Raw genomic sequence first — 23,742 nt, 5'->3', positions numbered from 1 at the left:
GCATGCAGCTTCTCGATCAGGTCTTCGTCGGTGCCCTCGGGCTCGGTCTCGGTGGCTTCAAGACCAGCGAGGATTTCCTTGATGCGATCGATCGAGGACAGGATCAGCGTCACGGCTTCGGCCTTGACCGGCATGCCGTCGCGGAATTTGCCCATCAAGGTCTCGCCGGCATGGGCGAGCGCTTCCAGCCGTGGCAAACCCAGGAAGCCGCAGGTGCCCTTGATGGTGTGGACCAGGCGGAAGATGTTATCGAGAATCTTCGCGTCGCTCGGGTCCTGCTCGAACCGCACCAACTGATTGTCGACCGTATCCAGGCTCTCGCTGGTTTCGGTCAGGAACTCCCGCAACAAATCATCCATGAAACTGGCCTTCGCACGCAGCGGCACGCGACATCGACGCGCCTTACGGAACGAAGCCAGCTTCTATGCAAAGCGTTTAATATTGGTTGAGCAAGAGGAAAAGAACGGGATCAACAAAGAGATAAGACGGCAGAAATCAAATCTGCCGTCTGTTTTCACCGTTGGTTAACCTTAAACCCGCTTCAGCGCGTTCAGGGTTTGCGCGTTGGCGCCTTCAGGAAGCGGTAACAACCACCTTTTCGCCGTCTGGCGCAAGCGTCACGTTGAGCCCGCAGGCCTGCGCCAGGAGGCGCGTATAGTAAGGCTGCACCGCGTGCGCGTCGACGGTCGCCGTCGAACTTGCGCTCAGGAGATCGGCGATGTTCTGCGGCACGCGGGCGTTCAAGCCGGAAGACGTGACGCGAAAAGCCATTGTCTCGCCGTCGCCGATCGGATCGATCGTCAGCGTGCCGCCGCGCGGTATCGTCTGCTGCGCGATGATCAGCATGTTCAACAGCAGCTTGACGCGGTTCTTCGGCAGCAGGAGCCGCGGCAGATTCCAGGTGATGGTGATCTTGCCGTCCTCGATGTGGCCGCGTGCCATGGTCTGGGCATCGCCGAGATCGATCTGCGCGCCCGCCGATCCCGCAGCTCCGAACGCCAGGCGACAGAACTGCAACCGGGCCGACGCGGTCTTGGCGCTCTTGCGGATCAGATCGAGCGCGAAATCGCGATCTTCGGGCTTCGGATTGTCATCAAGCACCTCAAGCCCATTGACGATCGCGCCAACCGGGCTGATGAGATCGTGACAGACGCGCGAGCACAACAGCGCCGCAAGTTCGAGGGTATCGGGAGCCGGACCGGGAGACGAAGTGCCAGACATCATGGGTTCCTGGAAAGCCGCCGAGTCGTGAATTACCGGCGGGCCGTTACGAATCACACGTGCTTATCGGTGATACACTGCGCAGCCCCGTGCTGCCAGGAGGGGGCGGCAATGGTAAGGCAGGAACAGCAAATGGGCCGAGCTCATGAATGAGGCACGCCGGAACGCACTTGACTGCGATGCCGCAGCAGCGCTGATCGAGCCGCTGACCGAGATCGTAATCCGCGCCGGCGACGCCATCCTTGACGTCAACCGTTCCGCCATGACGGTCGAGGGCAAGACCGACGGCTCGCCGGTAACGGAGGCCGACCTGGCGGCCGACCGAATCATCGCCGAGGGCCTTGCCCGCCTGGAGCCCAAAATACCTGCGCTGTCGGAAGAGCGCACCCAGGCGGCCGCGCTGCCCTACAGGGAAAGCTTCTTCCTGATCGACCCGCTCGACGGCACCAAGGAATTCGTCGCCGGACGCAACGAATTCACCGTCAATCTGGCGCTGGTGTCGGAGGGGACGCCACTGCTCGGCATCATCAGCGCGCCGGCCCTCGGGCTGATCTGGCGTGGCGTGGTCGGCCGCGGCGCCGAGCGGCTGACGCTTGGCAAGGAACTCGACAAAGCTAGACCGCTGGTCGAACCGATACGCACCCGGCCCTGCCCGCCGCGCGGCCAGCCCTGGACGGTCGCAGTCAGCCGTTCGCATGGCGATGCCAGGACCGAGGCTTTCATTGCGGCGAGACCAGGGGCGGTGCGGTGCGAGCTCGGTTCGGCGGTGAAGCTCGGCCGGGTGGCCGAAGGCTCCGTCGATATCTATCCGCGGCTGGCGCCGACCTCGGAATGGGACATCGCCGCGGGCCATGCCGTCGTTGTGGCTGCCGGCGGCAGGATCACGGATTCAAGCGGCGCCGCCCTGCAATTCGGCACCGGACGAAACGGCTTCATCGTTCCGGAATTCATCGCCTGGGGCGATCCGAACGCCGCGACCAATCCGTAAACCCGTCCTACTGCGCGAGCCCGCGCTCCAGCGCCGGCCAGCGTGTCGTCGCCTCTTTCAGGAAACGCGAAGGGTCGGCCGCAAACGCATCGCGGTTGTCCTCGCGGCCGAACAGATAGAGCCGCTGGCCCGCGACCACCCAAAAACGCGGATTGCCTGCATAGGTGACGCCGCGACCGAGATCGACCGGGTCGTAGCCGCCGAACTGGGGTCCGTAGATTTCCGGATGCGCGACGAAAGAGGCGCGGTTGCCCTCGTTGCGGAAACGCCAGATGGCGCCGGCGCCGCGCGCTTCGAAATCCGGCAAGCCCTGCAGCGCCATGGATTCGGTGAAATAAGCCACCGGATCGAAACCGCCGATGGCGAGGCCGGAATAGCGGTTCACCACCACGCGCTCGGTGGTTGCCGCGCGGGCGGCCAAATCAAGGCTGAGCGCGCAAAAAAAGCTCGCCAATAAGGCAAAAGCGGCCATTCCGGGGCGCAAACCGTATCTTTCCTGCCGTTGTGCCGTCATAGTTGGTGCCGATAACATGCGAGTCGAGGGGACACTGGGCGCAACCTAGAGCCATGCTTGTTGGCGTCAGGTTAAGGCGGCGGCCAGAATTTCGATGCCAGGGGTTCTTTCATGACGTTTGCTTCACGCCTTGCCGCGGTGATATCAGCCGCGCTGATGTGCTGGACCGTGCCGGCCTCGGCGCAGCAGCCGCCTTATCCGGCGCAGCAGCCGCCACCGGTGTACCCGGCACAGCAGCCGCCGCCGGGGGCCTATCCGCCGCCGCAGCGCCAGTCGGGACCGGAGACCTTCGGGCCCGAAGAACTGGTCTCGGCCGGGCACAAATTCTTCGGCAACGTCTCGCGGGGTCTTGCTTCCATCATCGAGCGCGCGGTCAGCCAATGGGGCCTGCCCAACGGCTATGTACTGGGCGAAGAAGGCTCGGGCGCCTTTGTGGCAGGTCTGCGGTATGGCGAAGGCACGCTCTACACCAAGAATGCCGGCGACTTGCGCGTCTACTGGCAGGGACCGTCGGTCGGCTTCGACTGGGGCGGCGACGGCGCGCGCACCATGACGCTGGTCTACAACCTGCCCGCGACCAACGCGATCTACCAGCGCTTCGTCGGCATCGACGGCTCCGCCTATATCGTCGGCGGCTTCGGCATGACCGCGCTCACCGCCAACAACATCGTGCTGGTGCCGATCCGCTCCGGCATCGGACTGCGGCTGGGCGCCAATGTCGGCTATCTCAAATATACCCCGCGCGCGACCTGGAACCCCTTCTGAGCCAGTCTTCAAGCATCTGCGCGCGTCTCCCCAGATGGATTCAGGTTAACGCGGCATTGGGCTGGCGTAGGCCCGGCCCGGCGTGGCAATGTGATTAACGAATCCTTTTCTGTGTGGAGTAACCATTCATGATCGAGCCGATCATGTATCTGGCGATCGGTTTTCTGGTCTCCATGCTGTTCGGTCTGATGATCGTGCCGCTGGTGCATAACCGGGCGGTGCGGCTGACGACGCGGCGGCTCGAGGCGGCGACCCCGCTGTCGATGGCCGAAATCCAGGCCGACAAGGACCAGCTCCGCGCGGAATTCGCGATGTCGGCGCGGCGGCTCGAAATGAGCGTCGAGCAGCTCAAGAACAAGACCACCAGCCAGCTCGCCGAGCTCGGCAAGAAGAGCGACGCGATCAACCGCATGAAGATCGAGCTCGGCGAAAAGAACGCCACGATCTTTGCGCTCGAAGCGCGCGAGAAGGCGGTGAAGGAGCAGCTCCGCGCCACCGAAGAGGAATTTGCCGCCAAGACCGAACTGTTGCGCAGCGCCGAACAGGCGCTGACCGACAAGCAGGCCGAACTCGGCAAGATCAACAACGAATTGAACGATCGGTCGATGATGGCGGACAGCCGCCAGGTCGAGCTGGTCGCCGTGCGCACGCAGATCGAGCAACTGAAGGGCCGGGTCGGCGATGCCGAAAAGGAATTTTCGACCACGCAGGCCCGCCTCATGCAGGAGCGCGTCGACTCCGAGCATGCGAGCCGCGAACTGACGGAAGCGCGCGGCCGCGTTGAAAATCTGAGCCAGCGCGTCACCGATCTCGATCGGCAATTGATCGTGCAGGTCAAGGAAGCCGAGATGCTCGGCAACCGCGTCAACGACCTCGAAGCGCGGCTGGCGACGCAAGGCAAGATCCTGGCCGAGCGCGAATACGAGAACAATCAGCTCAGGCAGTCGAATGAAAACGCCGAGCGCGCCGCGCGCGAACTGCGCGCGGAGATCGCAGGCATGAACGGCGGCAAGTCGCCGGTCGTGGAAAAATTGCGAACCGAGAAGGCCGCGGTGGAGGAGCAGCTCCGTATCGCCCGCGACGAGCGCGCGAAACTCCAGCGCGACATCAACGCCATCCAGCAGCAGGCCGAAAGCTCGTGGCAGACCGAGCGGATGGAAAACGCGCTGCTGCGCGAGCGCATCAACGACATCGCCGCCGAAGTCGCCAAGCTCGCCATGCAGCTCGAAGGACCGAATTCGGCGATCGAGGCGATGCTGGCGGCGGAACCGGCGGTGCCGAAAGTGCCGGCCAAGCCCGCCAACGATGTCACCGGCGCCGCCTCAGAAGGCGGCGGCACGCTGGCCGAGCGCATCCGCGCGCTGCAGTCGCACGCCTCCCGCGCCCGCCAGCAGGGGGCGTAATTCGCTCGGATCGGCGCGAAAACACGACGCCGCGGCCCGACTGATCGCTTGACACTAGGGGCCCGTCCTTCGTAAATCGCGGGCTCTGACGGGGCCGATTGTTCGCCCACATTTTCCCGGACGCATAGCTCAGCGGGAGAGCGTTCCCTTCACACGGGAGAGGTCCAAGGTTCGATCCCTTGTGCGTCCACCATCTGCCTCCTGAAGCAGGAAAAGATCAGGCTCCGCCTGTTTTCCGGAACCGTTCCACAAAATTTCGAAAACAACCCTATGCAAAGTAGCCGACGGCCGCGGCCGAGGCCTTACGCATTTTCCTAATCCAGTTGATGCGTCGGGCAAGTCACCGGCACGATGCTATCATCCAGGGCGAGGTGCACGGCACCGGACGCGGCGCCAGAGCCACACGACTTCGCCGCCAAACATCCGGTCAGCGACTAGAAAGCAGCCATTGCCAAATCGCTAGCCAACGCACGATTTGCTCAAGGCGTGCCGTGGCGTGAAGTGACTTTCTCGTTCGGCAGATGATACAGGCTGATCGTCGCGGCTTTGCGTGACGCTGCAATATGCCTGGCGGCGCCGTGATCCCCTGCCCCTACACCAGGGATATAAAATCCCTGTGCAGTACAGTTGGCCGTCTGGCGCCATCGAACAGCACGGTGATGCCGGTGGTACTGTGACTGACGTGGACAACGATGCCAGTCCGGTCAGCCAGCTCTGGGCAGCGATCGGCTCCGAGCGCGCTCATCTTGAAGCGCCTGCCGACAACCATTCGGTCGGTTTCCTGAACCATCATCAAAGCATTCAATTAATGAAAGGAATCGTCTGCGCTGATGCGCAAGATAAGAGCGTGATTCGGGTTACATTACGACGAGCTTGTGGCGCGGAGGGGTAGTGCATTGCAGCATCGATCTCCCCTGCTTGACCGGGCCATCCCATACGGAAAAGGCCCGCCCGGCCCGTCCGCGATGCAGGAAGGCAACGCGCCGGCTGAAAGTGATTCTGACCCAATAATCCTCGTTGGTTTTTCCCGGCTCCTGGCGAATTATTCTCAGCGACTTGGGGGGGCGCGATCATGGACTTATTCCTCGGTGAGAAGGTCGCCGTTCTGGAAAGCGAGACGACGCACAAGACCTGCCGTTCCTGCGGTGAGAGGTTGAAGCTGATTCGAACGATGGTGAACTCCCGCACGGGCTCCATCGTCCACATGTTCGAATGCCGGTGCGGGGAGCGCACGTGGGATGACTAAAGCGGGATGACGCTTCTTCGAATCGTCGTCGCGCTTTATCTTTTTGTTTGAGCATGATCTCCGCGCAAACGCGTTCCGCGTTTGTCGCGAGGGAAAACCGCTACACGCTTTTCCGGATCATGCTCCGGAGCAAAGCGAGATCGCAATGCACGATCGGGCGCAAGGCGGGAATGCTCGTGACCGGCGGCGAGCGGGTCGCGCAGAGATGAAGCTTTAGATCAAATCCCGAACAGCCAGATCGCGACGATGGTGCATAGCGTCGCTAGCCCGCTGATGGTCCATCCGGTTGCGTAGGAGATGTTGTCGTCGTCGCTGATGCCGCGCATCAGGTCGGCGGCGCCTGTGGTTGCGGACCGCCACTGCATGGCGTTGCTCCAAAAAGCCTGCCCGCAAGCATAACGCCGGCCCGGCTTCCCGGTTCCATGCTATTTGGCGGCCGTCGGAGAGACGGCGCGCCGGTCTTCAATCAGACGTAGGAAAGCCGGCGTGCATCGGCCGGTGCGATTTCGTTTTCGTCGCCGACGATGATGGTGACCTTCCATCCCTCGCTGGCCCAGACCCGCGCTTTGGCGACTGCCACCAGCATGCTGCTCCGGTCCATCCTGACAGTCTCGTCCTTGCGTTCCGCCACGATCCTGTACGCCATGCCACTCCCCCTACGCCGGTATTACTACGGGGGAAGTTTCGGTTACCGCTTTGGCCGCAATTTGCCGACAATTTGTCCAATCGGGGGCATGGTTAACGGCCGAAACACGGTTTTGACGGCCGGTTTGGACCTATTTGGCGGCTTTTCGGACCTGTAGCGCCGGTTTGGTCACGCCGTCGAGCCCGGTCAGGATCAGGACGGTCAAAAGCGCGTTCTGCGGGCCGTACCAGGCATTGGTCGGTTTGTACCATTCGTTGCGCGAGTGCCAGTTGCCGCCCTCACCGCCGCCGCCGATGGTCACGGCGGGAATGCCGAGCGACATCGCGATGTTGGAATCGGTGGACGAGCCGGCGAAGGTCGGGCGCGGCCCCTTGGTGACGGCTGCGACCGTGCGCTGTGTCGCCTGCACGATCGGCGAATCCATCGGCACGATGCCCGCCGGGCGGTCGCCGATCAGCTTTGCCTCCACCGTCATCTTGTCGGACTTCCAGCGCGCGTTTTCATCCGCCACCGCTTCCTTGACGAGTTCGAGCAGCCGCGCCTCGAGCTTCAGCAGTTCCTCGGTCGAGTTCGAGCGCATATCGACCGTCATCCGCGCTTCGGCGGCGATGGCGTTGACCGAGGTGCCGCCGGTCACGGTGCCGACGGTGAAGGTGGTCTTGGGATCGGAGGGCGGCTGCAGCTCCGAGATCTTTGCGATCGCCCGGCCCAGCGCATGCGTCGCGCTCGGCAATCCGAACTCCTGGAACGAGTGCCCGCCGAGGCCCTTGAAGGTGAACTCGTAGCGATGGCTGCCGGTCGCCTGATTGACCACGCGGGTGATGCCGAGTCCGTCGATCGAGATGAAGCCGTCAATATCGGTGTGATCGCGGAACAGCGCCTTCACGCCGCGCAGATTGCCGAGTTCTTCTTCGCCTACCGTGCCGACGAACTGGATGTCGCCGACAGTTGCGATCTGATTTTCGTTCATCACCTTGATCAGCGACAGCATCGCCGCAAGCCCGCGCGAATCGTCGCCGATGCCGGGCGCGATGAGCGCACCGTCCTTCTCCTTCACCGTGACGTCGGTGCCTTCGGGGAATACCGTGTCGAGATGCGCCGACACCACGAGCTTGGGCCGGCCGCCGCCGCTGCCCTTGCGCAGCGCGATCACATTGCCTTCCGCGTCGATCGACGTGTCCTTGAAGCCGAGCTCCTGCATCCGCTTCTGGTAATATTCGGCGCGGACCTTTTCCTTGAACGGCGGCGCCGGAATTTCGGTGATGCGCTTTTGCTCGGCCAGGGTCCGCTCGTCGTCGGCCTTGATGTCGTCGAGCGTCTTGACGATTTTGGGACTGGCCAGAATGGCTTCCAGGTCCGGCGCGGGAGCCGCTTGCGCCCACACAGGCTGCGTCAGCGCATGCTGCGCGACGGCGACGAATGCGATGGTCAGAATCGATCGGGTGAATGTCATCAAGCTTTCTCCGTTCGCGAGGCTATCCCGCGGCTAATCCTGCATCCTTCAGCCGCCCCGCGAACCAGCCGGACAGGGCCTGGTCGTAAACGCCGCTGGTATAGACTTCCGACATCGTGACGTGGGTCTTGCCCAGCGTCAGCAGCACACCGATCCAGTAGGCGAACCACAAATGCGGATCGGTCAGCGCCCGCAGCTTGTGCTGGTCATGCTCGAGCGGCTGGTGATTGGCCGATTTGCGCACTTCGACGGCAAGCAGATTGTTGGGGATCGCGCGCTGGTGCACCACGATGTCGGGATAGATGGATTTCGCCAGATGATCGTCGGTCGAGATGGTCGAGCCATGCGGCAGCCGCAGCGTGCGATCGCCGAGCCGGTCATAGTCGCAATCGATCTCCCAGCCCGTGAACTGCGGTTCGAAATGCACCGCCAGGCGATGCGTCAGCGCGCGTTCGCCGACATCCTTTTCGAGCAGATAGGCCTCGCGCGCGTAGAACTCGTGAAGTGCGGTGACGACCTTGTTCAGTTCGGTCTGCATGACGCTTCCCACAAGTCTCGTCGTCGTTGCGAGCGAAGCAATCCACAGTGCCGGAAGCGCTAGAATGGATTGCTTCGTCGTGGAGCCTGTCATCGGGCCCGCCAGGGGCGAGCCCCGTTGGCTCCTCGCAATGACGATCTCGATGGTCGCTTTACATCTGCACTTCGATCAGCCGCGGTCCGGGCTCGGCGACGGCTTCCGCCAAGGCCTTGTTGAAATCGTCGGCATTGGCGACCGCGCGCGCCGGCACGCCCATGCCCTTGGCGAGCGCGACGAAGTCGAGGTCCGGACGGTCGATCTTGAGCATGTCGAGCGCCCGCTGTCCCGGCTCGCCCGCGCCGACGCCGTCGAATTCGCCACGCAGAATCTGGTAGATCTTGTTGGCAAATACAATCGTGACGACGTTGAGGCCTTCGCGCGCCTGTGTCCACAGCGATTGCAGCGTGTACATGGCGCTGCCGTCGCCGACCATGCAGATCACCTTGCGGTCCGGGCACGCCACCGCGGCGCCGGTCGCGACCGGGGTCGAGAAGCCGATCGAGCCGCCCATGTTCTGCAGCCAGTCGTGGGGAGCTGCCGCCGCCGTCGGCGGAAAGAAGCCGCGGCCGGTGGTGACGGATTCGTCGACCACGATGGCGTTTTCCGGGATCGCCATCGCGATCGCCTGCGCGATCGAGGCGTGCGTCAGCGCGCCGGTCGGCCTGGCGATTTCGACCATTTTCTGCGGCTTCCGGTCGGACGGCTGGGCATGCAACGCGCCGGCCAGCGCCTCCAGCGCGGCGACGGAATTTTCCGCGCCCGTGGTCATGCGATGCACCTCGCAGCCCTGGGGTTTGAGCATGCTCGGCTTGTTCGGATAGGCGAAGAACGCCACGGGATCGTTGGCCTCGACCAGCACGATGTTCTTGAAGTCTTTCAGGATCGGCAGCGCCTGCTCGATCACGTAGGGGATGCGGTCGATCGCGAAGCGGCCCTTGCCGCGCGCCATGCGCGGATTGTAGGTCTGGCCCATCACCTTGCAGCCGGTCTTGCCCGCGATCTGGGCCGCCAGCGCCAGCCCGTGCTCGGTGAGCGCGCTGCCGGTCATCAGCAAGAGCGTCGACGCGCCGCCGTTGCGCAGCACCTTGGCGGCGTGGTCGACGGCCTGCGCGGAATAGCTGGCACGCTGGTTGTCATCAGGCACCTGCGCGATGCCGTCGGCCTCGTTCCAGGCGGTATCGGCGGGCAGGATCAGGGTGGCGATCTGCGCCGGCGAGCTCCTGGCCGCGGCGATCGCGGCGGCGCCGTCGGCGGCGACCGATTTTGCATCCGGCGAGGTCCGCACCCAGGCCGACATCGGCCGCGCCAGCCCCTCGATATCGGAGGTCAGCGGGGCGTTGTAGCCGATGTGATAGGTGGCGTGCTGGCCGACAATGTTGACGATGCCGGAATTGGCCTTCTTGGCGTTGTGGAGATTGGCCAGACCATTGGCGAGGCCGGGGCCGAGATGCAGCAGCGTCGAGGCCGGCGTGCCCTTCATGCGGTAATAGCCGTCGGCGGCGCCCGTCACCACGCCCTCGAACAGGCCGAGCACGCAGCGCATCCCCTCGACCCGGTCCAGTGCGGCGACGAAATGCATCTCCGAGGTGCCGGGATTGGTGAAGCAGACGTCCACCCCGCCTGCTACCAGTGTCCGCACCAGACTTTCCGCACCGTTCATGCTCTCGTTCCCTTCGCGATCTTTTCTAGGAGCCGCCAACGATCAATCATTGTTCACACGTTTCGTCAAAGGTTTAGCGGAACAAGGCAGCCATCGCGTAGGGCATGTTGCCTTTTTTAACCGCGGGGATTGAAAATGGCTGTGGTCACAGGCTCGTTGGTTGCACGACCGCCGCAATTATGGCCTGTGTCCTCTCATACTCAGATTTTTTCGCGAGGAAGAAAAAGATGACCCGGGCTTTTGCTTTGATGTTTGCGGCGCTGACCATGCTGGCCGGGGCCGGCCAGGCGCAGGCCCAAGGTTTGTTTCAAGGTTTCCTTTTTGAAGACTCGCGCGACGTCATGGGCGGCGGTCCCGGCTTCTTCCGGCCCGGCATGCCCAGCGGAGCGAGCCCGATCCCGCGCCAGACCGTGATGTTTAGCGGCGGCTATGCCCCCGGCACGATTTACATCAACACCGCCGAACGCCGGCTCTATCTCGTGCTCTCCAACGGCCAGGCGATACGCTATGGCATCGGCGTCGGCCGGGACGGCTTCCGCTGGAGCGGAACCCACCGCATCAGCGCGAAGAAGGAATGGCCGAGTTGGACCCCGCCGGCCCAGATGCTCCGCCGCCGTCCCGACCTGCCGCGCCACATGCGCGGTGGCATCGACAATCCGCTCGGCGCGCGGGCGATGTATCTGGGATCGACGCTGTATCGCATCCACGGCTCAAACGAGCCCGAGACGATCGGACAGGCGGTCTCCTCCGGATGCTTCCGCATGACCAATGAGGACGTGACCGATCTCTACAGCCGCGTCTCCGTCGGCACCCCGGTGGTGGTGAAGAATTAGACTCGCTCCAACCAGGAACCCGCCACGATCATGCGCAAGCGCGTGATCGGGCCGTTCTGGTCTTGCACGCACGCGCCGATTGCTGCAGCGTCGTTCGAATGCGCACGCTCCGCCGATTCCTGTATGTACGAACGCTAGCGGCGGCCTTGAGCGCCGCAGCACTCGGCGCGATTTTGCTGCCGTGCACGGCGTTCGCCGACCTTCCCGCCATCGCGCAGCGTCAACGCGGCGAGAAAAAGACCTTCACCGATAACGAGATTACCGAAGGCTTTCTCAAGATCGCCTTCGGCGCCGAGTACCATCTCGCCGGCCGCGTCGACCGCATCCGCAAATATGACGGGCCGGTGCGGGTGTTCGCCGACGGCAGCCGTGCTGACCGCAAGACCCAGCTTGCGAAAATCGTGGCCGACATCGCCGCGCGCGTTCAGCACCTCGACATCGCCATGGCCGGAAGCAGCGAAGACGCCAATGTGCAGGTCAAGCTGGTGCGCGACCGCGATCTCCATCGCACCATCGCGACCTTCTACGGCAGCGAACGGGCGCGCGAGATCCGCTCCTCGCTCGACCCGCAATGCCTGTCCGGTTTTCGCAAGAACGAGAAGTTCGAAATCGAGCACTCCGATGTGATCCTCACGGTCGACAATGGCGACTTCGTCTTCTTCGACTGCGCCTATGAGGAATTGCTGCAATCGCTGGGACCGATCAACGATACGGCGAGCGTGCCCTGGACCATGTTCAACGACAATGTGTCGATGGGCTATTTCGACGTCTACGACCAGTATCTCCTCAACCTGCTCTATGATCCCCGGATCAAGCCCGGCATGACCGTGCAGGAGGTGAAGGCGTTGCTGCCGGACGTGCTGACCGACGTGCGCGCCTGGGTGCGCAAGGTCAACAACCTGCCGTAGTGAGGGGCGCGGGCTTGCGGGGAATTGGCGTTCAGCCAATGTATTCTCCGCCGTCATTGCGAGCGAAGCGAAGCAATCCATCGCGCGGCATAACGTATAGATGGATTGCTTCGTCGCTTTGCTCCTCGCAATGACGGGGTGAGGTCGTGGCTATCTCACGCGCTGTCGACCCGCTGCTGCGCGCCTCGGTCCAAGCTCCGCGAGCGCCGTCTGCACGACGCAGTGAATAGGCCCGAACGAACAATTCGCCTTTATTCCCATAACAACGCAAAGTTTTATTTACGAAACATTGTGACTTCCAAGAGCAAATCCTGTCTAATGGGAGTTATGGGCGACTCGTATAAGTCTTTCAAATGAACGACCTGCCTCGAATCCAGGCCTTGCGCTGCTTCATCACGGTGGCCCGTGAAGGCACGGTGTCGCGCGCGGCCACGCTGCTGCACCTCACCCAGCCTGCCGTCAGCCTGCAACTGAAGGGCCTGGAGGAGAACACCGGGCTGCAGCTTTTCAACCGGACGCCGGGCGGGTTCACCCTGACGGAAGCGGGCGCTGCCCTGCTGCCATTGGCGCACCGGACGGTATCGGCCTCGGCGGATTTCCGGACGGCGGCGGATTCCCTGCGCGAATCGCTGCGGGGCACGCTGCGCGTCGGCACGATCCAGGATCCGGAGTCGATCCGGCTCGGCACGTTCGTGCGAAGCCTCGCCACCTCCTCGAAGAAGACCGAGGTTTTCCTTCGCTACGGCATGACCGATGACGTGCTGGCGCAGATCGGCAGGGGCGAACTCGACGTCGGATACTATGTCGATGCTACGCCGCCTGAATGCATTGCGTCAGGGATAATGTCAGAGCGAGCCATCGACGACGGCAAATTTCAGCTCATGCCGCTGATGCGCTTCGATTACCGCGTGATCGCGCCGCGCGGATGGAGCGACAAGGTGCTGGGCAAGGATTGGGCTGACCTCGCCGACCTGCCCTGGATTGCGACGCCGTATGACTCGGCGCATCGGCGGCTGCTCGACGACGTGTTCCGGCCGACGGGCTCATTGCTGAAGCGCGTCGCCTTCGCCGATCAGGAAGAAGCCATGATCGATTTCGTCGAATCCGGCGACTGCCTCAGCCTCGCCCGCGCCTGCTTGCTCGACCGGGTCGCGCCGAAACGGAATATCGTCATCGCCGACAAGGTGGCGCTGACCTGCGATCTCAGCTTCGCCTGCCTGGCGTCGCGGCGCCATGAGCCGATGGTCGCGCAGGCCTTCTCGGCCATGCAGGCGGTATGGGACATGAAGCCCGCCGGCGCCGCGTCCACGCCGATCGAAGCCGCAAGGTCGCGGAAAAGCGCCCGAAGGTAGCCGGCATCAGATCTTGGCGCTAAAGCGCGATGACTTTTCTTCGAATCGTCATCCCGCTTTATCTTTTTGTTTGAGCATGATCTTTTCGGAAAACCGCTACACACTTTTCCGGATCATGCTCTAGATCTTGGCGCTGCAGATCGATTTCAGCGCCTTCCATTCCTCTGCCGTCAGCAGCGGCGGCCCGCTGGCAGGCGGGTCCAGCCGGCTCATCCGCGCCAGTCGGTCCTCGCTCAGGGGATGGGTGGAGATAATGGACAGGCCCTTGCCTTCCTTGCCGGTGACCCGGAGCAGCAACTCCCCGGTCGGCTTCGCCGGCCGGCCGAGCCGGTGCATGACGTCGATCGCAAAACTGTCGGCGTTATGCTCGGCTTCGCGCGAATGCGACGACGTCACCAGCGTTTGCGAGCCGAAGATCAGCGCGCTGGAGCCGGTGATGTCGCCGAACAGCAGCCCGATCAGGAACGACGTGCCGCCATCGTGGATCAGCTTGCGCATGCTATCGCGATGCTTGAGGTGGCCGAGTTCATGGGCCAGCACGCCTGCGATCTCGTCGGCGTTTTCGGCCTTCGCCAATAGTCCGTCGAACATGTAGACCTTGCCGCCCGGCAGTGCGAAGGCGTTCGGAATCGAACTCGACAGCACGCCCGACTGCACCGACGTGTCGAGGCCGGCAGATTCGCGAATCTGTGTCACGAGCTTGGTGAACGCCTTCTGCCCGGCCGCGTTGTCGCAAACCTTGGCATCGAATATCTTCTTGATCTGGCTGTCGGCGACGTCGCCGAGTCGCCGCTCGAACGTTTCGGGCACCAGCGGCGTGAGGCGATCGGCCAGCAGCGGCAACCCGAACAGCACCACGGCGACGATCGATACTGCCGCCGCGACCGACCAGCCGACGATGGTGGCGATGCCGCGGCGGCCGATCATGTGGTCGTCGATGCTGGCGCAGCGCGCGACAAGCTCGCTCGCAAGCGCGGTGTCCCGAACTTCCAGCCGCGCCAGCGCAGCCGCCGTCAGGCAGCTCACGCGCAGCACGCCGGCCGGACTGTCGGCGCGGCGGATATCCGCATAGGCCCACGTCGCCAGCGTTTGCTCGCCCTCGACGATTTCGAGCCGGTCGGCAAGGCGAAGCGTCACCATGCGCCGCCGGCTCGACGCGCCGTCGAAATAGGCCGCCGAACCGTCCAGGATCGATGTGCCGGGAACTGACGCTTCGCTATCCATGACGCCACCGAAGCCCTAGAAGCCGCCGACATCGAGGCCGTCGGCAAAGCCCTCGCCGAGCGCGTTGGCCATCTCGCCGCGCGCGGCAACGTTGGCGGCCGCCTCGATGCCGCTGATATTGACCGAGCCGAGCACTCTCACCCAGAGATCGCGCGACAGATAGACCCTTATGACGATATTCATCGCCAGCGCAAATACCAGGTAGCCAACGCCCATGAGTACAAGCAGCGGGATACTCCTGGCGAATTCCTGCGACGTGAAAAACTCGGTGAAGGCATCGCCGCTCATGCTGGCGACCAGCGCCGCCGCCAGCGCCAGATAGACCGAGAACACCAATCCGAGCACCACGATCCAGCCGATGACTTTCCAGTACAGGCCGATCAATGCGCTCTTGGGCAACGACGATTCCAGGCGCACGTCGCCGAACCGGATGCCCGAGAGCCACCAGCGCCATTCGATCGCCTTGAAGGCCCCGTAGATGAATGGCGCGATCGGGTACACGACAAACGCGATCGGCGCGAGCAGCCACAGCCACCAGCCGCGCTTGAAGAACTCCCAGCCCCGCCCCTCGAAACTGCCCTGCAGGTCGCCGTAGAAGGAATGGCGCATCTTGTAGCGTTCGAGCGCGGCCGTGCGCCACGGCAGCGCCAGTCCAAGGGTCACCGCCGACAACAGGCCCCACAGCGATGCATACAAGGCGTATTTCCATCCCGACCCGCTCATCCAGAACCGCACGCCGCGCCACACCGTGCGCGTCAGCCGATAGCGCCGCGCGCGGTAGATCGCGAACTGCCCGAAGATATAGAAGAAGGCAACCAGCGGAATACTGGCAAACGCCTGGATATGCTCGGCCTCGAGACCGGCGAGAAAATAGGCGAGATAGACCGGCACCAGGATCGCCATCGCGACCAGAAATCCGATCAGCAATTCCTTGCCGCGGCCGGTGTATTCGGCGGCATCGCCGTCGACCAGCGTATTGGCCCAGAGATGCCTGCGGATATCGGTAAGCAGCCAGAATCGATAGAAACCGAGGGTGACGAATTCTAGCCCAGCGCCGCGCTTGACCAGATGGAAAAAGTCGCTGCGGCTGCCGGAAAACCCCACCGGCATCGGCGGCGGCATAGGCGAAGGCGGCGGTGGCGGCACCTGCGGGGGCCAGCTCATCTCATTCATGATTCAACTCCAGCGCGACGGTGGCGGATAAAACCACATAATTGTCGGCCGGTGTGTAACCCAGGTCCCACAATGAGTTCCTATAGTGCGCGAACTCTTAAATCGGGACGAGAGGATTTCGTCTGCTTTGCGGCGGTTTGCAGACCTAAAACCAACATCGCCCGAAGTCCGGTTGGTTGCCAGCGGTGGCAGGACGCTTCACAGCCTCACTGCGCCGCCGCCTGCTTCTTGCGGCGTCGCGCGTATTGGGTTGCGTTCTCCGCGGCATAAAGAATGGCGGCATCCTCGCGCGTGTTCTCGCCGCAGCAACAGCAACCAGCCGTGTTTGAAGAACTCCCAGCCGCGCTCCTCAGAACGACCGGGCGGCAGCCGCCTACTTCGTGCGGATCGACGATTGAAGGGTCACGTCGAGGCCGGGCCTCAACAGATAATCCGGATTGGGAAATTCCACCGTGACCTCGGTCGTTTGCGTTGCCGGGTTGAATTCATATGCGCCCGCAACCACGCGCCCCTTGTGCGGATACTTCTCCCCGGTCGGCAGGATGAGGCCGAATTCGCGCTGCTCGGCGGTCTGCTCCAGGCTCTTGAGCTCGCCTCCGCCGCGCTGAAAGTACATGGCGGCAGGAGCCTTGCCGACCACATGGATGGGATCCAGTTGGACGATAGTGGCGAGACGACTCTGATCGCGCGCCTCCTTGGTGATGTAGGCACCTTCGTTTATGTGAGCGCGACTGATGATGCCGGAAATCGGCGCATGAAGCTTCATCTGCTGCAAGGCAATTTCGGCGAGTTGAGCATTGGCGCGGGCTTCGTCGGCCTTGGCCGCCGCAATGTCCCGCTGGGCTGCGGCTTCCAGGAACTGCATTTCGGAACCGACGTTCCGGGTCCGCAAGATTTGCTTGTTCCTGAAATTCACCTCGGCAAGGCGCAATTGCGCCTCTGCCTGCTTCAGGCTTGCCTGGGCCAGGGCGAGCGAGAGTTCGCTGCTCTTCGGTGCGAACTCGAACAGGAGGTCGCCCTTGTTCACAAGCTGGCCGGCCTTGAAGTTGATCTTGCTCAACAGCCCGTCGAGGCGCGGCGCCACTTCCGCTTCGCGCGCAGCGGCTACCGACCCCTTGTATTCAAGAATTTCCGACGCCGGCTGCTGCTGGGCGGCAGCCGGCAGAATTATCAGCCACCCGACGCCGAGTATTGCGACACTCCGGCGAAGACTGGCGAGCACGGATACGGAGATCATCTCAACCTCCCTTCGGATCGGCACTTGGATCGATGCCGCGCTTCACGCGACCGCGTTACGTTTCGCCGTCGCATGGAAGAATGAGGCGCTGAGTTTCGGCGTGCGCTTCTGCGTTTTGAAGTCGACATACACCAGCCCAAAACGGTTTCCGAAGCCTGCGGTCCACTCGAAATTGTCCATCGTGCTCCAGTGGAAATACCCCTGACCGGAACACCTTCCGCGGTCGCCCGCTGGAGCTGCGTCAGGTAGTTACGCAGGAACATGATGCGATCGGTGTCGTAGATCCTGCCGTCATCGGCGATGACATCCTGGGTGGCGCAGCCGTTCTCGGTAATGTGGATCTCCTTCGCGCCCCACAGCGATTGCGCGAACTTCGGTGCCCAATACATCGATTCCGGCGCCATCGTATGCCAGCGCGATGACAGCATCGGGTGCCCCTTGGCGTATGAAATTTGTCGCCAACCTGGAGGCTGGTCTGCGGCCAACACGTACGCTTCCGGCTTGTAGACATTGATCCCGACGAAGTCCAAAGGCGACGCGATGATCTTCAGGTCCTCGTCGGTAAACTTCGGTGCGTCCTTGCCGGCATCTTTCAAATAGAGATCCGTGTACTTGCCTTCGAGCATCACTGTCAGGAAGGGCGCGTTCACCTCGCGGGTGGCGACTTCCGCAGCCCTGATGTGCTCGGCGGTCTCGATCAGCGGAACGCTGCACAAGATCACTTCAGCCGGTCCCACCTTGGTGCCCGCTTTGCCCTTTGCTCGAATGGCCTGCACGGCCATGCCGTGAGCGAGGACCGAGTGGTGCCGGACCTGGTTGAGTTCGCCCGGCGGCAGCTTCAGGCCGGGAGCACCCGAAAGCGTTACTGTGCCTCCCGGAATGAGCACCTCCTTGGCCTGGTGGCCCATGTCAACGAACGACCGAAACTCATTGATCGTGAAAAAGTGGCGGACGCGGTCGCTCAGCTTCTCTGCCATGTAGCCGGCGTAATCGGCGAAAGCCTTGACCGTGTCGCGGTTCTGCCATCCACCCTTGTCCTGCAATGCCTGCGGCAGCTCCCAATGGTACAGCGTCGAAAACGGCGCAATGCCTGCGGCCACGAGCTCGTCGACCAGGCGATTGTAAAAATCCAGACCCTTTGCGTTCGGCGGACCGGTCCCGTTCGGGAAAATGCGTGGCCAGGAGATGGAGAATCGGTAGGCATTCGCGCCGATCTCTTTCATGAGCGCGACATCTTCCTTGTAGCGATGGTAATGGTCGTTCGCGATGTCGCCGGTGTCGCCGTCCTTGATGTTTCCCGGCGCGTGCGCGTAGGTATCCCAGATCGAAGGGCCTTTGCCGTCCTCGTTCCATGCCCCCTCGATCTGGTACGACGAAGTGCCCGTACCCCAGTAAAAGCCGTCGGGAAATGTGCGCGCTGCATCTGGCGCAGGGCCTGCACGAACATCGGCCGGTTGCGCGACTGTGCTGCCGCCGAGTGCCATCATGGGTAAGCCTACGGCCGCCATCCCCGCAAACTCCATCGAGGCGCGCCTGGTGAGTTCCGTGTTATGCGCTTGCATGTCGGTTCTCCCCTTTTGAGTAACCGAAGCGATGAGAAGAATGCGCAGTCTGCTTTCCGGATCACTTCCATCTTCCGGACACAGCGAATTGGCACGGGACCGTATGCCGCTTGTGCGTGAAGGGCCCCGCAACGTACGTGAGTTTATTTTGCGAGGTCGCTTGCTAAGTGCGCGCCCGCCAGTAGACCCGAACGCCGCCCTGACGCCTTGAGGTAGATCAACCCGCCGATCTCGATCGTGCCCCAGATTTCCATGCGCAAAGCACTGGGAGGGACGATCATGGCAATTCGCGAAATCCTGCTACCGCTCGTCAGCTATCCGGTGGCGGTCGAAGAAGCTGCAATAAAAAAATCCGTGTCGATCGCAGCGCACTTGAACGCACAAATCCTTGCGGTTTCATTTGAAGCTCGCCCGCAAGACGGCACCTATACCAGGCCATTCTCCACCGGTGGTTTAACTGCGGAAACGCCTGAGCATAAAACAAGCGCCAAGAATGCCGAACAAATGATGGTGGTTCTGGACACTGCAGCGCGTGCGGCTGGCGTCGAATATCGTAAAGCAATCACGCGCTGTGCGCCGGAGGATTTTTCATCCTATTTGGCATACTGCGCACGGACCATCGATCTTTCATTGGTCCCCATCCGATCCTACGACGAAATGCATGAAAAAGTGGTCGAAGGACTCATCTTCCAGTCGGGGCGCCCACTCCTGATCTTTTCAGAAGCAGGAGCCGATCGGTTGTCCAATTCGTTCGAGCATGCGGCGATTGCCTGGGATCACAGCCAACAGGCCACCAGGGCAGTTGCGGATGCGATGCCATTCCTGCAAGGCGCCAAGACAGTGACGGTGTTCACCGTGAACGACAAGGAAACACCGACGGAGCGGGAATCCGGCGAAGCCCTCGTCAAGCATCTGGCCGTCCATGGCATCAAGGCCGGGTTCGACGTGATTCCCAAGGGCGGGGTTTCAATTGGAAAGGTCTTCGAAGCCTACGTCCAGAAAGACGCGATACATCTTTTGGTAATGGGAGCCTATCGACATTCCCGGCTAAGAGAGTTCTTCATGCCGGGCGCCACCTACACTGTCGTAGGATCCCCGCCATGCTGGGTTTTGATGACGCACTAGAAGCAGCAACAAAGCGAAGATGCCGTTCGCTTGGCGACATCGCTGGCTTAGCGTGATAGGAACCAATTGAGGCGACTCTTGAGAGGATAAAGGATGGCATGGCGTCCTTCACTGGAGGAAGTTGAAGCGGCGGCGCGCGTGCTGGCGACAGCGGGAAACCATCACCGTTGGTGGAAGCCATACAAAAAATCATACGAAGAAATGTTCGCCACTGATCCCATGGCCAAGAGTGAGTTCGACGGCATTGTCGAGCAAATGCTGATGGCCGCTCACGAAGCGCGTTCGGCGACAACCTAGATGGCAGAGCAGGCAGGGCGCGCAAGGGTTCACGTCGGAGTTGGTCAACTTCGCGGCACGACCGGGCTACTTCAGCTTTGCCTCCAGCAACGGGCTTCGCTCAGGAGGCTCCGCCGGTCCGCTTTGGGCCAGCACCGGACTCATGCATCGCAGCAGTTCGCGCCCTGTTAGATCAAGCTCGTCGGTGCGAGCGAGCACAGTTTACTCGGGTAACCCCGCTTTCCGAAGGCCCTCAATCAGCAGCTTTGAGTTTGTTTGTCCGCCACGAGCTATACATCCAGATATCGTAAAGGCCGGATCGACCTCAAGCAACCGCGCTGCCGCCACACGCGCCTCGGCATCTCGTCCAAGATGCGCCAAAGCGGACGCCAAACCGCGGAAAGCTACCCCATGGGATGAGTTCAGCCGAAGAGCTTGCTTGAAAACCACGACTGCCTCTTCGAAGCGGCGAAGCTCGTTCAAGGCCGTACCGATGCCAGCAAAAAAACTAGGAAGGAAGGGGCTCAACGGGCTCACGCGAATGCCACGTTCAAAGCTCCGAATTGCTTCTTCGTACTGGCCCGCAAATCTGTAGACCCCTCCTGTAAAGAGCCACGCGACACTCTCATTCGGATTGCACGTGACCGCACGATCACAATAATCGATGGCAGTCTCGTAATCACCGTCCAAATAAGCGACGATCCGCCCCGCGTTGCTCAGCACTACCGCGTTGTTTTCGTCAAGGCTCAATGCCAAGCGGATTAGCCGCTTTGCTTCACTGCGGTCGAATTGAGGATCGACAGTAAACCCGAAAATAACGTTGTTGAGGTGCGCGCTGGCCGCCAGGACAGCTGCAAAACTGGAGCGAGGGTCAAGATCCAAGGCACGCTGAGCCAATTGGGCGGTTTCGGCAATGCCTTCACGGGTTATGAGATAGGATTTCTGTCTAGCCCTTAGCAACAAATCATAGGCCGTTAGGTTTTCCGGTGGGCGGCGGGCTGCTATCTCAAATTCTGCCTGCATCAGGCTGGGCTGAATGGCCGAGACAACGGCGATGGTCAATTCGTCCTGGAGAGCGAAAACGTCAGTCAGGTCGCGCTCAAACCTGTCCGCCCAGATGTGCGCACCCGTCAGCGCGTCAATCAACTGCCCGGTGATGCGGACTTTTCCCGCTGCCTTGCGCACGGACCCCTCAAGAACGTAGTGCACGCCAAGCCTGCGTCCGACCTCTTTGATATCGAAGGGTCTACCCTTGAAAGTGGAACTCGAATTTCGCGCGATCACGACCAACCATTTGAACCGCGAGAGCGCAGTGATGATCTCCTCGACCATCCCTTCCGCGAAGTATTCCTGCTCGGGGTCGCCGGAAATGTTCTCGAACGGCAGCACGGCGATCGATGGCTTGTCGGGAAGGGCGAGCGCGGCCGTTGATAACTCTGTGTCTGAGACAGCCGCGGCGGTACCGGAAGGCCTATCCCCTTCGTGCACCGCGCCGACGAAGCGAAAGCCCTTTCGTGGCAGTGTCTTGATGAGGCGCTGTTCCTCGCCGGAATCGCCGATTGCGCTTCGCGCGGCGTTAAGACGGGTTGTCAGCGCCATGTCGGATACGATGCGTCCATGCCAGATGGCATTCGCGAGGTCATCTTTGCTGACAACGTGCGCCCTGTTGCGGATCAGATAATCGAGCAGATCGAAGACTTGCGGTGCGGTCGGAACGACAGTTGGGCCGCGATGGAGCTCGCGCCGGTCGGTATCGAGAGCGTAGTCCTCGAAGAAATAGCGCACGCTACCGCTCCTTGGTTACCCCGCAAATCGCCTGAGGCGCTCCAGCACCGCTGGGAGCTCAAAAGGATAAGCCGCTGGTAAGGAAAAAGTAAGCCGATTATCAAGCGCGCCCTTCGATGTCCCGGCACTGTTGTTCAGTCGGAGGCAGAGACTCAGGGAGATAACAAATGGATACGACCTACAAAGTGTCCGGGTCGAAACAGACGTTCGCGCCAATTCGAATCGGCTTGAGCCTGTTCGGCAATTGCCGCGCTGCCCTTCTTGAATGGCACGAACGCAAAGGGATACGAGCCAGGTTGTTCGACCTGAGTGACAGGGAGCTCCACGATATCGGCATCTCGCGCGGCGAGATCGACTACGTCGCCTCTAACCGAGATATCGACCCACGAGGCATTCGGTCCGCTGGATGAACGTCTGATATTCGGCACCGATAGATGCCCGAAACTGAACACGACCGGGTGCACGATTTCGCAGGGGCTGACGTCCACTCTGGGTCAGCAGCGGAAATTCCGGCCTACCCGGGCCCGCGTCCGCTCTGGCTCTGAAGGCGGACGCCGGGATCGCCGCGACAAACTTCAACTGGGATCCGCGCGGGCGCCCACCATCTGCACCGAATTCCGTGCCGCGTCTTTCGAAATATTAATTTCTCCGCCAGCGTCTCGTAATGGCGGAGCTGGCAATCATGCGGCCGACCAATAAGGCGCGAGGTTTTGTTGTGGGCCGTGCGTTAGAATACAATTTTACAACGCTGAGAATTTCCCGAGCATATGTCAGCCTGCTGTCCCGACCAGAGGGTGACGCAACGGCGATTTCTCTGGCGTGGATCGGAGACTATGAAATTCGTATGCACGCAGCCTCGCCGACGGGTGCCGCGAAGCAGCCGCTTTTCATCGTCGATATCTTTGACCATGACGCGCAACTCTTCATCGACAGTCGCGCTTGTTACTCCATTGCGGAGGGCGCCGTCGCGTTCGACGAATTCCTGCATATGGCGGAGCCGGCGGTAGGCGGCGCCCACTGCAACCCTCCCGTCTAATTGCTGCTCGCGCGTGAATGCGCGCGTAGACCTACTCGTTACGCCGTCTTTTCGAACAGTTCCCGCCCGATCAGCATGCGGCGGATTTCGCTGGTGCCGGCGCCGATCTCGTAGAGCTTGGCGTCGCGCAACAGGCGCCCGGTCGGGTAGTCGTTGATGTAACCGTTGCCCCCCAGGAGCTGGATCGCGTCGAGCGCGCATTGGGTGGCTTTTTCCGCCGCGTAAAGGATCGCGCCAGCGGCATCCTCCCGCGTGGTCTCGCCGCGGTCGCAGGCCTTGGCCACCGCGTACACATAGGCGCGCGAGGCGTTCATCGTGGTGTACATGTCGGCGATCTTGCCCTGCACCAGCTGGAACGTGCCGATCGGCTCGCCGAACTGCTTGCGCTCGTGGACGTAAGGCAACACCACGTCCATGCACGCCTGCATGATGCCGATCGGACCCGCCGCCAGCACCGCGCGCTCATAATCGAGGCCACTCATCAGCACGTTGACGCCGCGGCCGACCTCGCTCAGCACGTTCTCCTCGGGGACTTCGCAATCCTCGAACACGAGTTCACAGGTGTCGGAGCCGCGCATGCCGAGCTTGTCGAGCTTTTGCGCGGTGGAAAATCCCTTCATGCCCTTTTCGATGATGAAGGCGGTCATGCCGCGCGGACCGGCGTTGAGGTCGGTCTTGGCGTAGACCACCAGCGTATCGGCCACCGGGCCGTTGGTGATCCACATCTTGTTGCCGTTGAGCACGAAGCGGTCGCCCTT

Annotated in this window: 24 protein-coding genes, 1 tRNA gene and 1 pseudogene; 12 read left to right on the top strand and 14 right to left on the bottom strand. The window is 62.0% G+C overall.

Going from position 1 to position 23,742, the window contains the following annotated elements:
- Together CQ12_RS22310 and chpT are read right to left on the bottom strand one after the other, a co-directional pair.
- A partial coding sequence (locus CQ12_RS22310; RefSeq protein ID WP_057902980.1) for an Hpt domain-containing protein occupies positions 1–359 on the bottom strand: 359 nt, incomplete at its 3' end.
- A gap of 214 nt (positions 360–573) precedes the next feature.
- On the bottom strand, positions 574–1,221 hold the full coding sequence (gene chpT / locus CQ12_RS22305) for a histidine phosphotransferase ChpT (protein ID WP_057837456.1): 648 nt from the start codon (positions 1,219–1,221) through the stop codon (positions 574–576).
- A gap of 145 nt (positions 1,222–1,366) precedes the next feature.
- On the opposite strand from chpT, the gene cysQ reads away from it, so the two are divergent.
- The gene (gene cysQ / locus CQ12_RS22300) at positions 1,367–2,209 is read left to right on the top strand and encodes a 3'(2'),5'-bisphosphate nucleotidase CysQ (protein ID WP_057837453.1); all 843 of its coding nucleotides are present in this window, start codon (positions 1,367–1,369) and stop codon (positions 2,207–2,209) included.
- 7 nt (positions 2,210–2,216) lie between these two features.
- Here the strand turns inward: cysQ and CQ12_RS22295 are convergent, their stop codons facing one another.
- Positions 2,217–2,693, bottom strand: coding sequence for a YHS domain-containing (seleno)protein (locus CQ12_RS22295; protein ID WP_057837452.1), 477 nt, complete (start codon positions 2,691–2,693; stop codon positions 2,217–2,219).
- A gap of 141 nt (positions 2,694–2,834) precedes the next feature.
- On the opposite strand from CQ12_RS22295, the gene CQ12_RS22290 reads away from it, so the two are divergent.
- From CQ12_RS22290 to CQ12_RS44045, 4 genes are all read left to right on the top strand, one after another.
- Positions 2,835–3,488 carry a DUF1134 domain-containing protein gene (locus CQ12_RS22290; RefSeq protein WP_057837451.1) on the top strand — a complete coding sequence of 218 codons (654 nt, stop codon included), beginning with the start codon at positions 2,835–2,837 and terminating at the stop codon, positions 3,486–3,488.
- A 128-nt stretch (positions 3,489–3,616) separates the two neighbouring features.
- A complete protein-coding gene (locus tag CQ12_RS22285; RefSeq protein ID WP_057837450.1) occupies positions 3,617–4,891 on the top strand; it encodes a coiled-coil domain-containing protein in 1,275 nt (424 codons plus the stop codon).
- A 118-nt stretch (positions 4,892–5,009) separates the two neighbouring features.
- Positions 5,010–5,084 (top strand) — tRNA-Val (locus CQ12_RS22280).
- Between the two features lie 357 nt (positions 5,085–5,441).
- Complete coding sequence (locus CQ12_RS44045; protein ID WP_157088398.1) at positions 5,442–5,783, top strand: hypothetical protein; 342 nt, start codon at positions 5,442–5,444, stop codon at positions 5,781–5,783.
- A gap of 572 nt (positions 5,784–6,355) precedes the next feature.
- On the opposite strand, the gene CQ12_RS44040 is transcribed toward CQ12_RS44045, so the two are convergent.
- The 5 genes from CQ12_RS44040 to CQ12_RS22255 all read right to left on the bottom strand — a co-directional run bounded on the left by CQ12_RS44040 (position 6,356) and on the right by CQ12_RS22255 (position 10,473).
- Positions 6,356–6,502, bottom strand: coding sequence for a hypothetical protein (locus tag CQ12_RS44040; protein WP_157088397.1), 147 nt, complete (start codon positions 6,500–6,502; stop codon positions 6,356–6,358).
- A 101-nt stretch (positions 6,503–6,603) separates the two neighbouring features.
- Complete coding sequence (locus CQ12_RS22270) at positions 6,604–6,783, bottom strand: hypothetical protein (protein WP_057837448.1); 180 nt, start codon at positions 6,781–6,783, stop codon at positions 6,604–6,606.
- Positions 6,784–6,913: 130 nt separating this feature from the next.
- Positions 6,914–8,236 carry a M20/M25/M40 family metallo-hydrolase gene (locus tag CQ12_RS22265; RefSeq protein ID WP_057837447.1) on the bottom strand — a complete coding sequence of 441 codons (1,323 nt, stop codon included), beginning with the start codon at positions 8,234–8,236 and terminating at the stop codon, positions 6,914–6,916.
- A 22-nt stretch (positions 8,237–8,258) separates the two neighbouring features.
- Entirely contained in the window at positions 8,259–8,774 is a 516-nt protein-coding gene (locus CQ12_RS22260; RefSeq protein ID WP_057837455.1) for a hypothetical protein, read from the bottom strand.
- 151 nt (positions 8,775–8,925) lie between these two features.
- The gene (locus CQ12_RS22255) at positions 8,926–10,473 is read right to left on the bottom strand and encodes an acetolactate synthase large subunit (RefSeq protein WP_057837446.1); all 1,548 of its coding nucleotides are present in this window, start codon (positions 10,471–10,473) and stop codon (positions 8,926–8,928) included.
- A gap of 227 nt (positions 10,474–10,700) precedes the next feature.
- Here CQ12_RS22255 and CQ12_RS22250 point away from each other — a divergent pair, with 227 nt between their 5' ends.
- From CQ12_RS22250 to CQ12_RS22240, 3 genes are all read left to right on the top strand, one after another.
- A complete protein-coding gene (locus CQ12_RS22250) occupies positions 10,701–11,306 on the top strand; it encodes a L,D-transpeptidase (protein WP_057837445.1) in 606 nt (201 codons plus the stop codon).
- Positions 11,307–11,404: 98 nt separating this feature from the next.
- A complete protein-coding gene (locus CQ12_RS22245; protein ID WP_083519425.1) occupies positions 11,405–12,214 on the top strand; it encodes a DUF2927 domain-containing protein in 810 nt (269 codons plus the stop codon).
- A 353-nt stretch (positions 12,215–12,567) separates the two neighbouring features.
- Complete coding sequence (locus tag CQ12_RS22240; protein ID WP_057837444.1) at positions 12,568–13,566, top strand: LysR family transcriptional regulator; 999 nt, start codon at positions 12,568–12,570, stop codon at positions 13,564–13,566.
- A 120-nt stretch (positions 13,567–13,686) separates the two neighbouring features.
- On the opposite strand, the gene CQ12_RS22235 is transcribed toward CQ12_RS22240, so the two are convergent.
- The 4 genes and pseudogenes from CQ12_RS22235 to CQ12_RS22220 form a co-directional block, all read right to left on the bottom strand.
- Positions 13,687–14,790 (bottom strand): M48 family metallopeptidase, encoded by a 1,104-nt coding sequence (locus CQ12_RS22235; protein WP_057837443.1) that lies wholly within the window; start codon positions 14,788–14,790, stop codon positions 13,687–13,689.
- A 15-nt stretch (positions 14,791–14,805) separates the two neighbouring features.
- A complete protein-coding gene (locus tag CQ12_RS22230) occupies positions 14,806–15,963 on the bottom strand; it encodes a DUF898 family protein (protein WP_057837442.1) in 1,158 nt (385 codons plus the stop codon).
- 373 nt (positions 15,964–16,336) lie between these two features.
- Entirely contained in the window at positions 16,337–17,200 is an 864-nt protein-coding gene (locus tag CQ12_RS22225; protein WP_057837441.1) for an efflux RND transporter periplasmic adaptor subunit, read from the bottom strand.
- A 42-nt stretch (positions 17,201–17,242) separates the two neighbouring features.
- Positions 17,243–18,762, bottom strand: a pseudogene (locus CQ12_RS22220) (GH1 family beta-glucosidase).
- A 279-nt stretch (positions 18,763–19,041) separates the two neighbouring features.
- Here CQ12_RS22220 and CQ12_RS22215 point away from each other — a divergent pair.
- Both CQ12_RS22215 and CQ12_RS22210 read left to right on the top strand, forming a co-directional pair.
- Positions 19,042–19,887, top strand: coding sequence for a universal stress protein (locus CQ12_RS22215; protein WP_057837440.1), 846 nt, complete (start codon positions 19,042–19,044; stop codon positions 19,885–19,887).
- Positions 19,888–19,980: 93 nt separating this feature from the next.
- Positions 19,981–20,184, top strand: a complete 204-nt coding sequence (locus CQ12_RS22210; RefSeq protein ID WP_057837439.1) for a hypothetical protein — start codon at positions 19,981–19,983, stop codon at positions 20,182–20,184.
- A gap of 201 nt (positions 20,185–20,385) precedes the next feature.
- Here the strand turns inward: CQ12_RS22210 and CQ12_RS22205 are convergent, their stop codons facing one another.
- The gene (locus CQ12_RS22205; RefSeq protein WP_057837438.1) at positions 20,386–21,948 is read right to left on the bottom strand and encodes a winged helix-turn-helix domain-containing tetratricopeptide repeat protein; all 1,563 of its coding nucleotides are present in this window, start codon (positions 21,946–21,948) and stop codon (positions 20,386–20,388) included.
- A gap of 167 nt (positions 21,949–22,115) precedes the next feature.
- Between CQ12_RS22205 and CQ12_RS22200 the strand changes: the two genes are divergently transcribed.
- Positions 22,116–22,358, top strand: coding sequence for a DUF1127 domain-containing protein (locus CQ12_RS22200; protein WP_057837437.1), 243 nt, complete (start codon positions 22,116–22,118; stop codon positions 22,356–22,358).
- A 272-nt stretch (positions 22,359–22,630) separates the two neighbouring features.
- Positions 22,631–22,984, top strand: a complete 354-nt coding sequence (locus tag CQ12_RS22195; protein WP_157088396.1) for a hypothetical protein — start codon at positions 22,631–22,633, stop codon at positions 22,982–22,984.
- A 38-nt stretch (positions 22,985–23,022) separates the two neighbouring features.
- Here CQ12_RS22195 and CQ12_RS22190 read toward each other — a convergent pair.
- On the bottom strand, positions 23,023–23,742 hold a 720-nt coding region (locus CQ12_RS22190; RefSeq protein WP_198164226.1), incomplete at its 5' end, for an acyl-CoA dehydrogenase family protein.

The sequence above is a fragment of the Bradyrhizobium jicamae genome, assembly GCF_001440395.1.
Classification (GTDB): domain Bacteria; phylum Pseudomonadota; class Alphaproteobacteria; order Rhizobiales; family Xanthobacteraceae; genus Bradyrhizobium; species Bradyrhizobium jicamae.
This window is presented reverse-complemented; position numbering and strand designations above follow the sequence as displayed.

Bases quoted from the DNA above. Each gene is read 5' to 3' on its own strand.
- CQ12_RS22230 (WP_057837442.1), bottom strand. From the start codon at position 15,963: ATGAATGAGATGAGCTGGCCCCCGCAGGTGCCGCCACCGCCGCCTTCG.
- CQ12_RS22215 (WP_057837440.1), top strand. From the start codon at position 19,042: ATGGCAATTCGCGAAATCCTGCTACCGCTCGTCAGCTATCCGGTGGCG.
- CQ12_RS22270 (WP_057837448.1), bottom strand. From the start codon at position 6,783: ATGGCGTACAGGATCGTGGCGGAACGCAAGGACGAGACTGTCAGGATG.
- chpT (WP_057837456.1), bottom strand. From the start codon at position 1,221: ATGTCTGGCACTTCGTCTCCCGGTCCGGCTCCCGATACCCTCGAACTT.
- CQ12_RS22285 (WP_057837450.1), top strand. From the start codon at position 3,617: ATGATCGAGCCGATCATGTATCTGGCGATCGGTTTTCTGGTCTCCATG.
- CQ12_RS44040 (WP_157088397.1), bottom strand. From the start codon at position 6,502: ATGCAGTGGCGGTCCGCAACCACAGGCGCCGCCGACCTGATGCGCGGC.
- CQ12_RS22195 (WP_157088396.1), top strand. From the start codon at position 22,631: ATGCGGCCGACCAATAAGGCGCGAGGTTTTGTTGTGGGCCGTGCGTTA.
- CQ12_RS22200 (WP_057837437.1), top strand. From the start codon at position 22,116: ATGGATACGACCTACAAAGTGTCCGGGTCGAAACAGACGTTCGCGCCA.
- CQ12_RS22210 (WP_057837439.1), top strand. From the start codon at position 19,981: ATGGCATGGCGTCCTTCACTGGAGGAAGTTGAAGCGGCGGCGCGCGTG.
- CQ12_RS22260 (WP_057837455.1), bottom strand. From the start codon at position 8,774: ATGCAGACCGAACTGAACAAGGTCGTCACCGCACTTCACGAGTTCTAC.
- cysQ (WP_057837453.1), top strand. From the start codon at position 1,367: ATGAATGAGGCACGCCGGAACGCACTTGACTGCGATGCCGCAGCAGCG.
- CQ12_RS22250 (WP_057837445.1), top strand. From the start codon at position 10,701: ATGACCCGGGCTTTTGCTTTGATGTTTGCGGCGCTGACCATGCTGGCC.
- CQ12_RS22255 (WP_057837446.1), bottom strand. From the start codon at position 10,473: ATGAACGGTGCGGAAAGTCTGGTGCGGACACTGGTAGCAGGCGGGGTG.
- CQ12_RS22225 (WP_057837441.1), bottom strand. From the start codon at position 17,200: ATGATCTCCGTATCCGTGCTCGCCAGTCTTCGCCGGAGTGTCGCAATA.
- CQ12_RS22235 (WP_057837443.1), bottom strand. From the start codon at position 14,790: ATGGATAGCGAAGCGTCAGTTCCCGGCACATCGATCCTGGACGGTTCG.
- CQ12_RS22245 (WP_083519425.1), top strand. From the start codon at position 11,405: ATGCGCACGCTCCGCCGATTCCTGTATGTACGAACGCTAGCGGCGGCC.
- CQ12_RS22240 (WP_057837444.1), top strand. From the start codon at position 12,568: ATGAACGACCTGCCTCGAATCCAGGCCTTGCGCTGCTTCATCACGGTG.
- CQ12_RS22265 (WP_057837447.1), bottom strand. From the start codon at position 8,236: ATGACATTCACCCGATCGATTCTGACCATCGCATTCGTCGCCGTCGCG.
- CQ12_RS22290 (WP_057837451.1), top strand. From the start codon at position 2,835: ATGACGTTTGCTTCACGCCTTGCCGCGGTGATATCAGCCGCGCTGATG.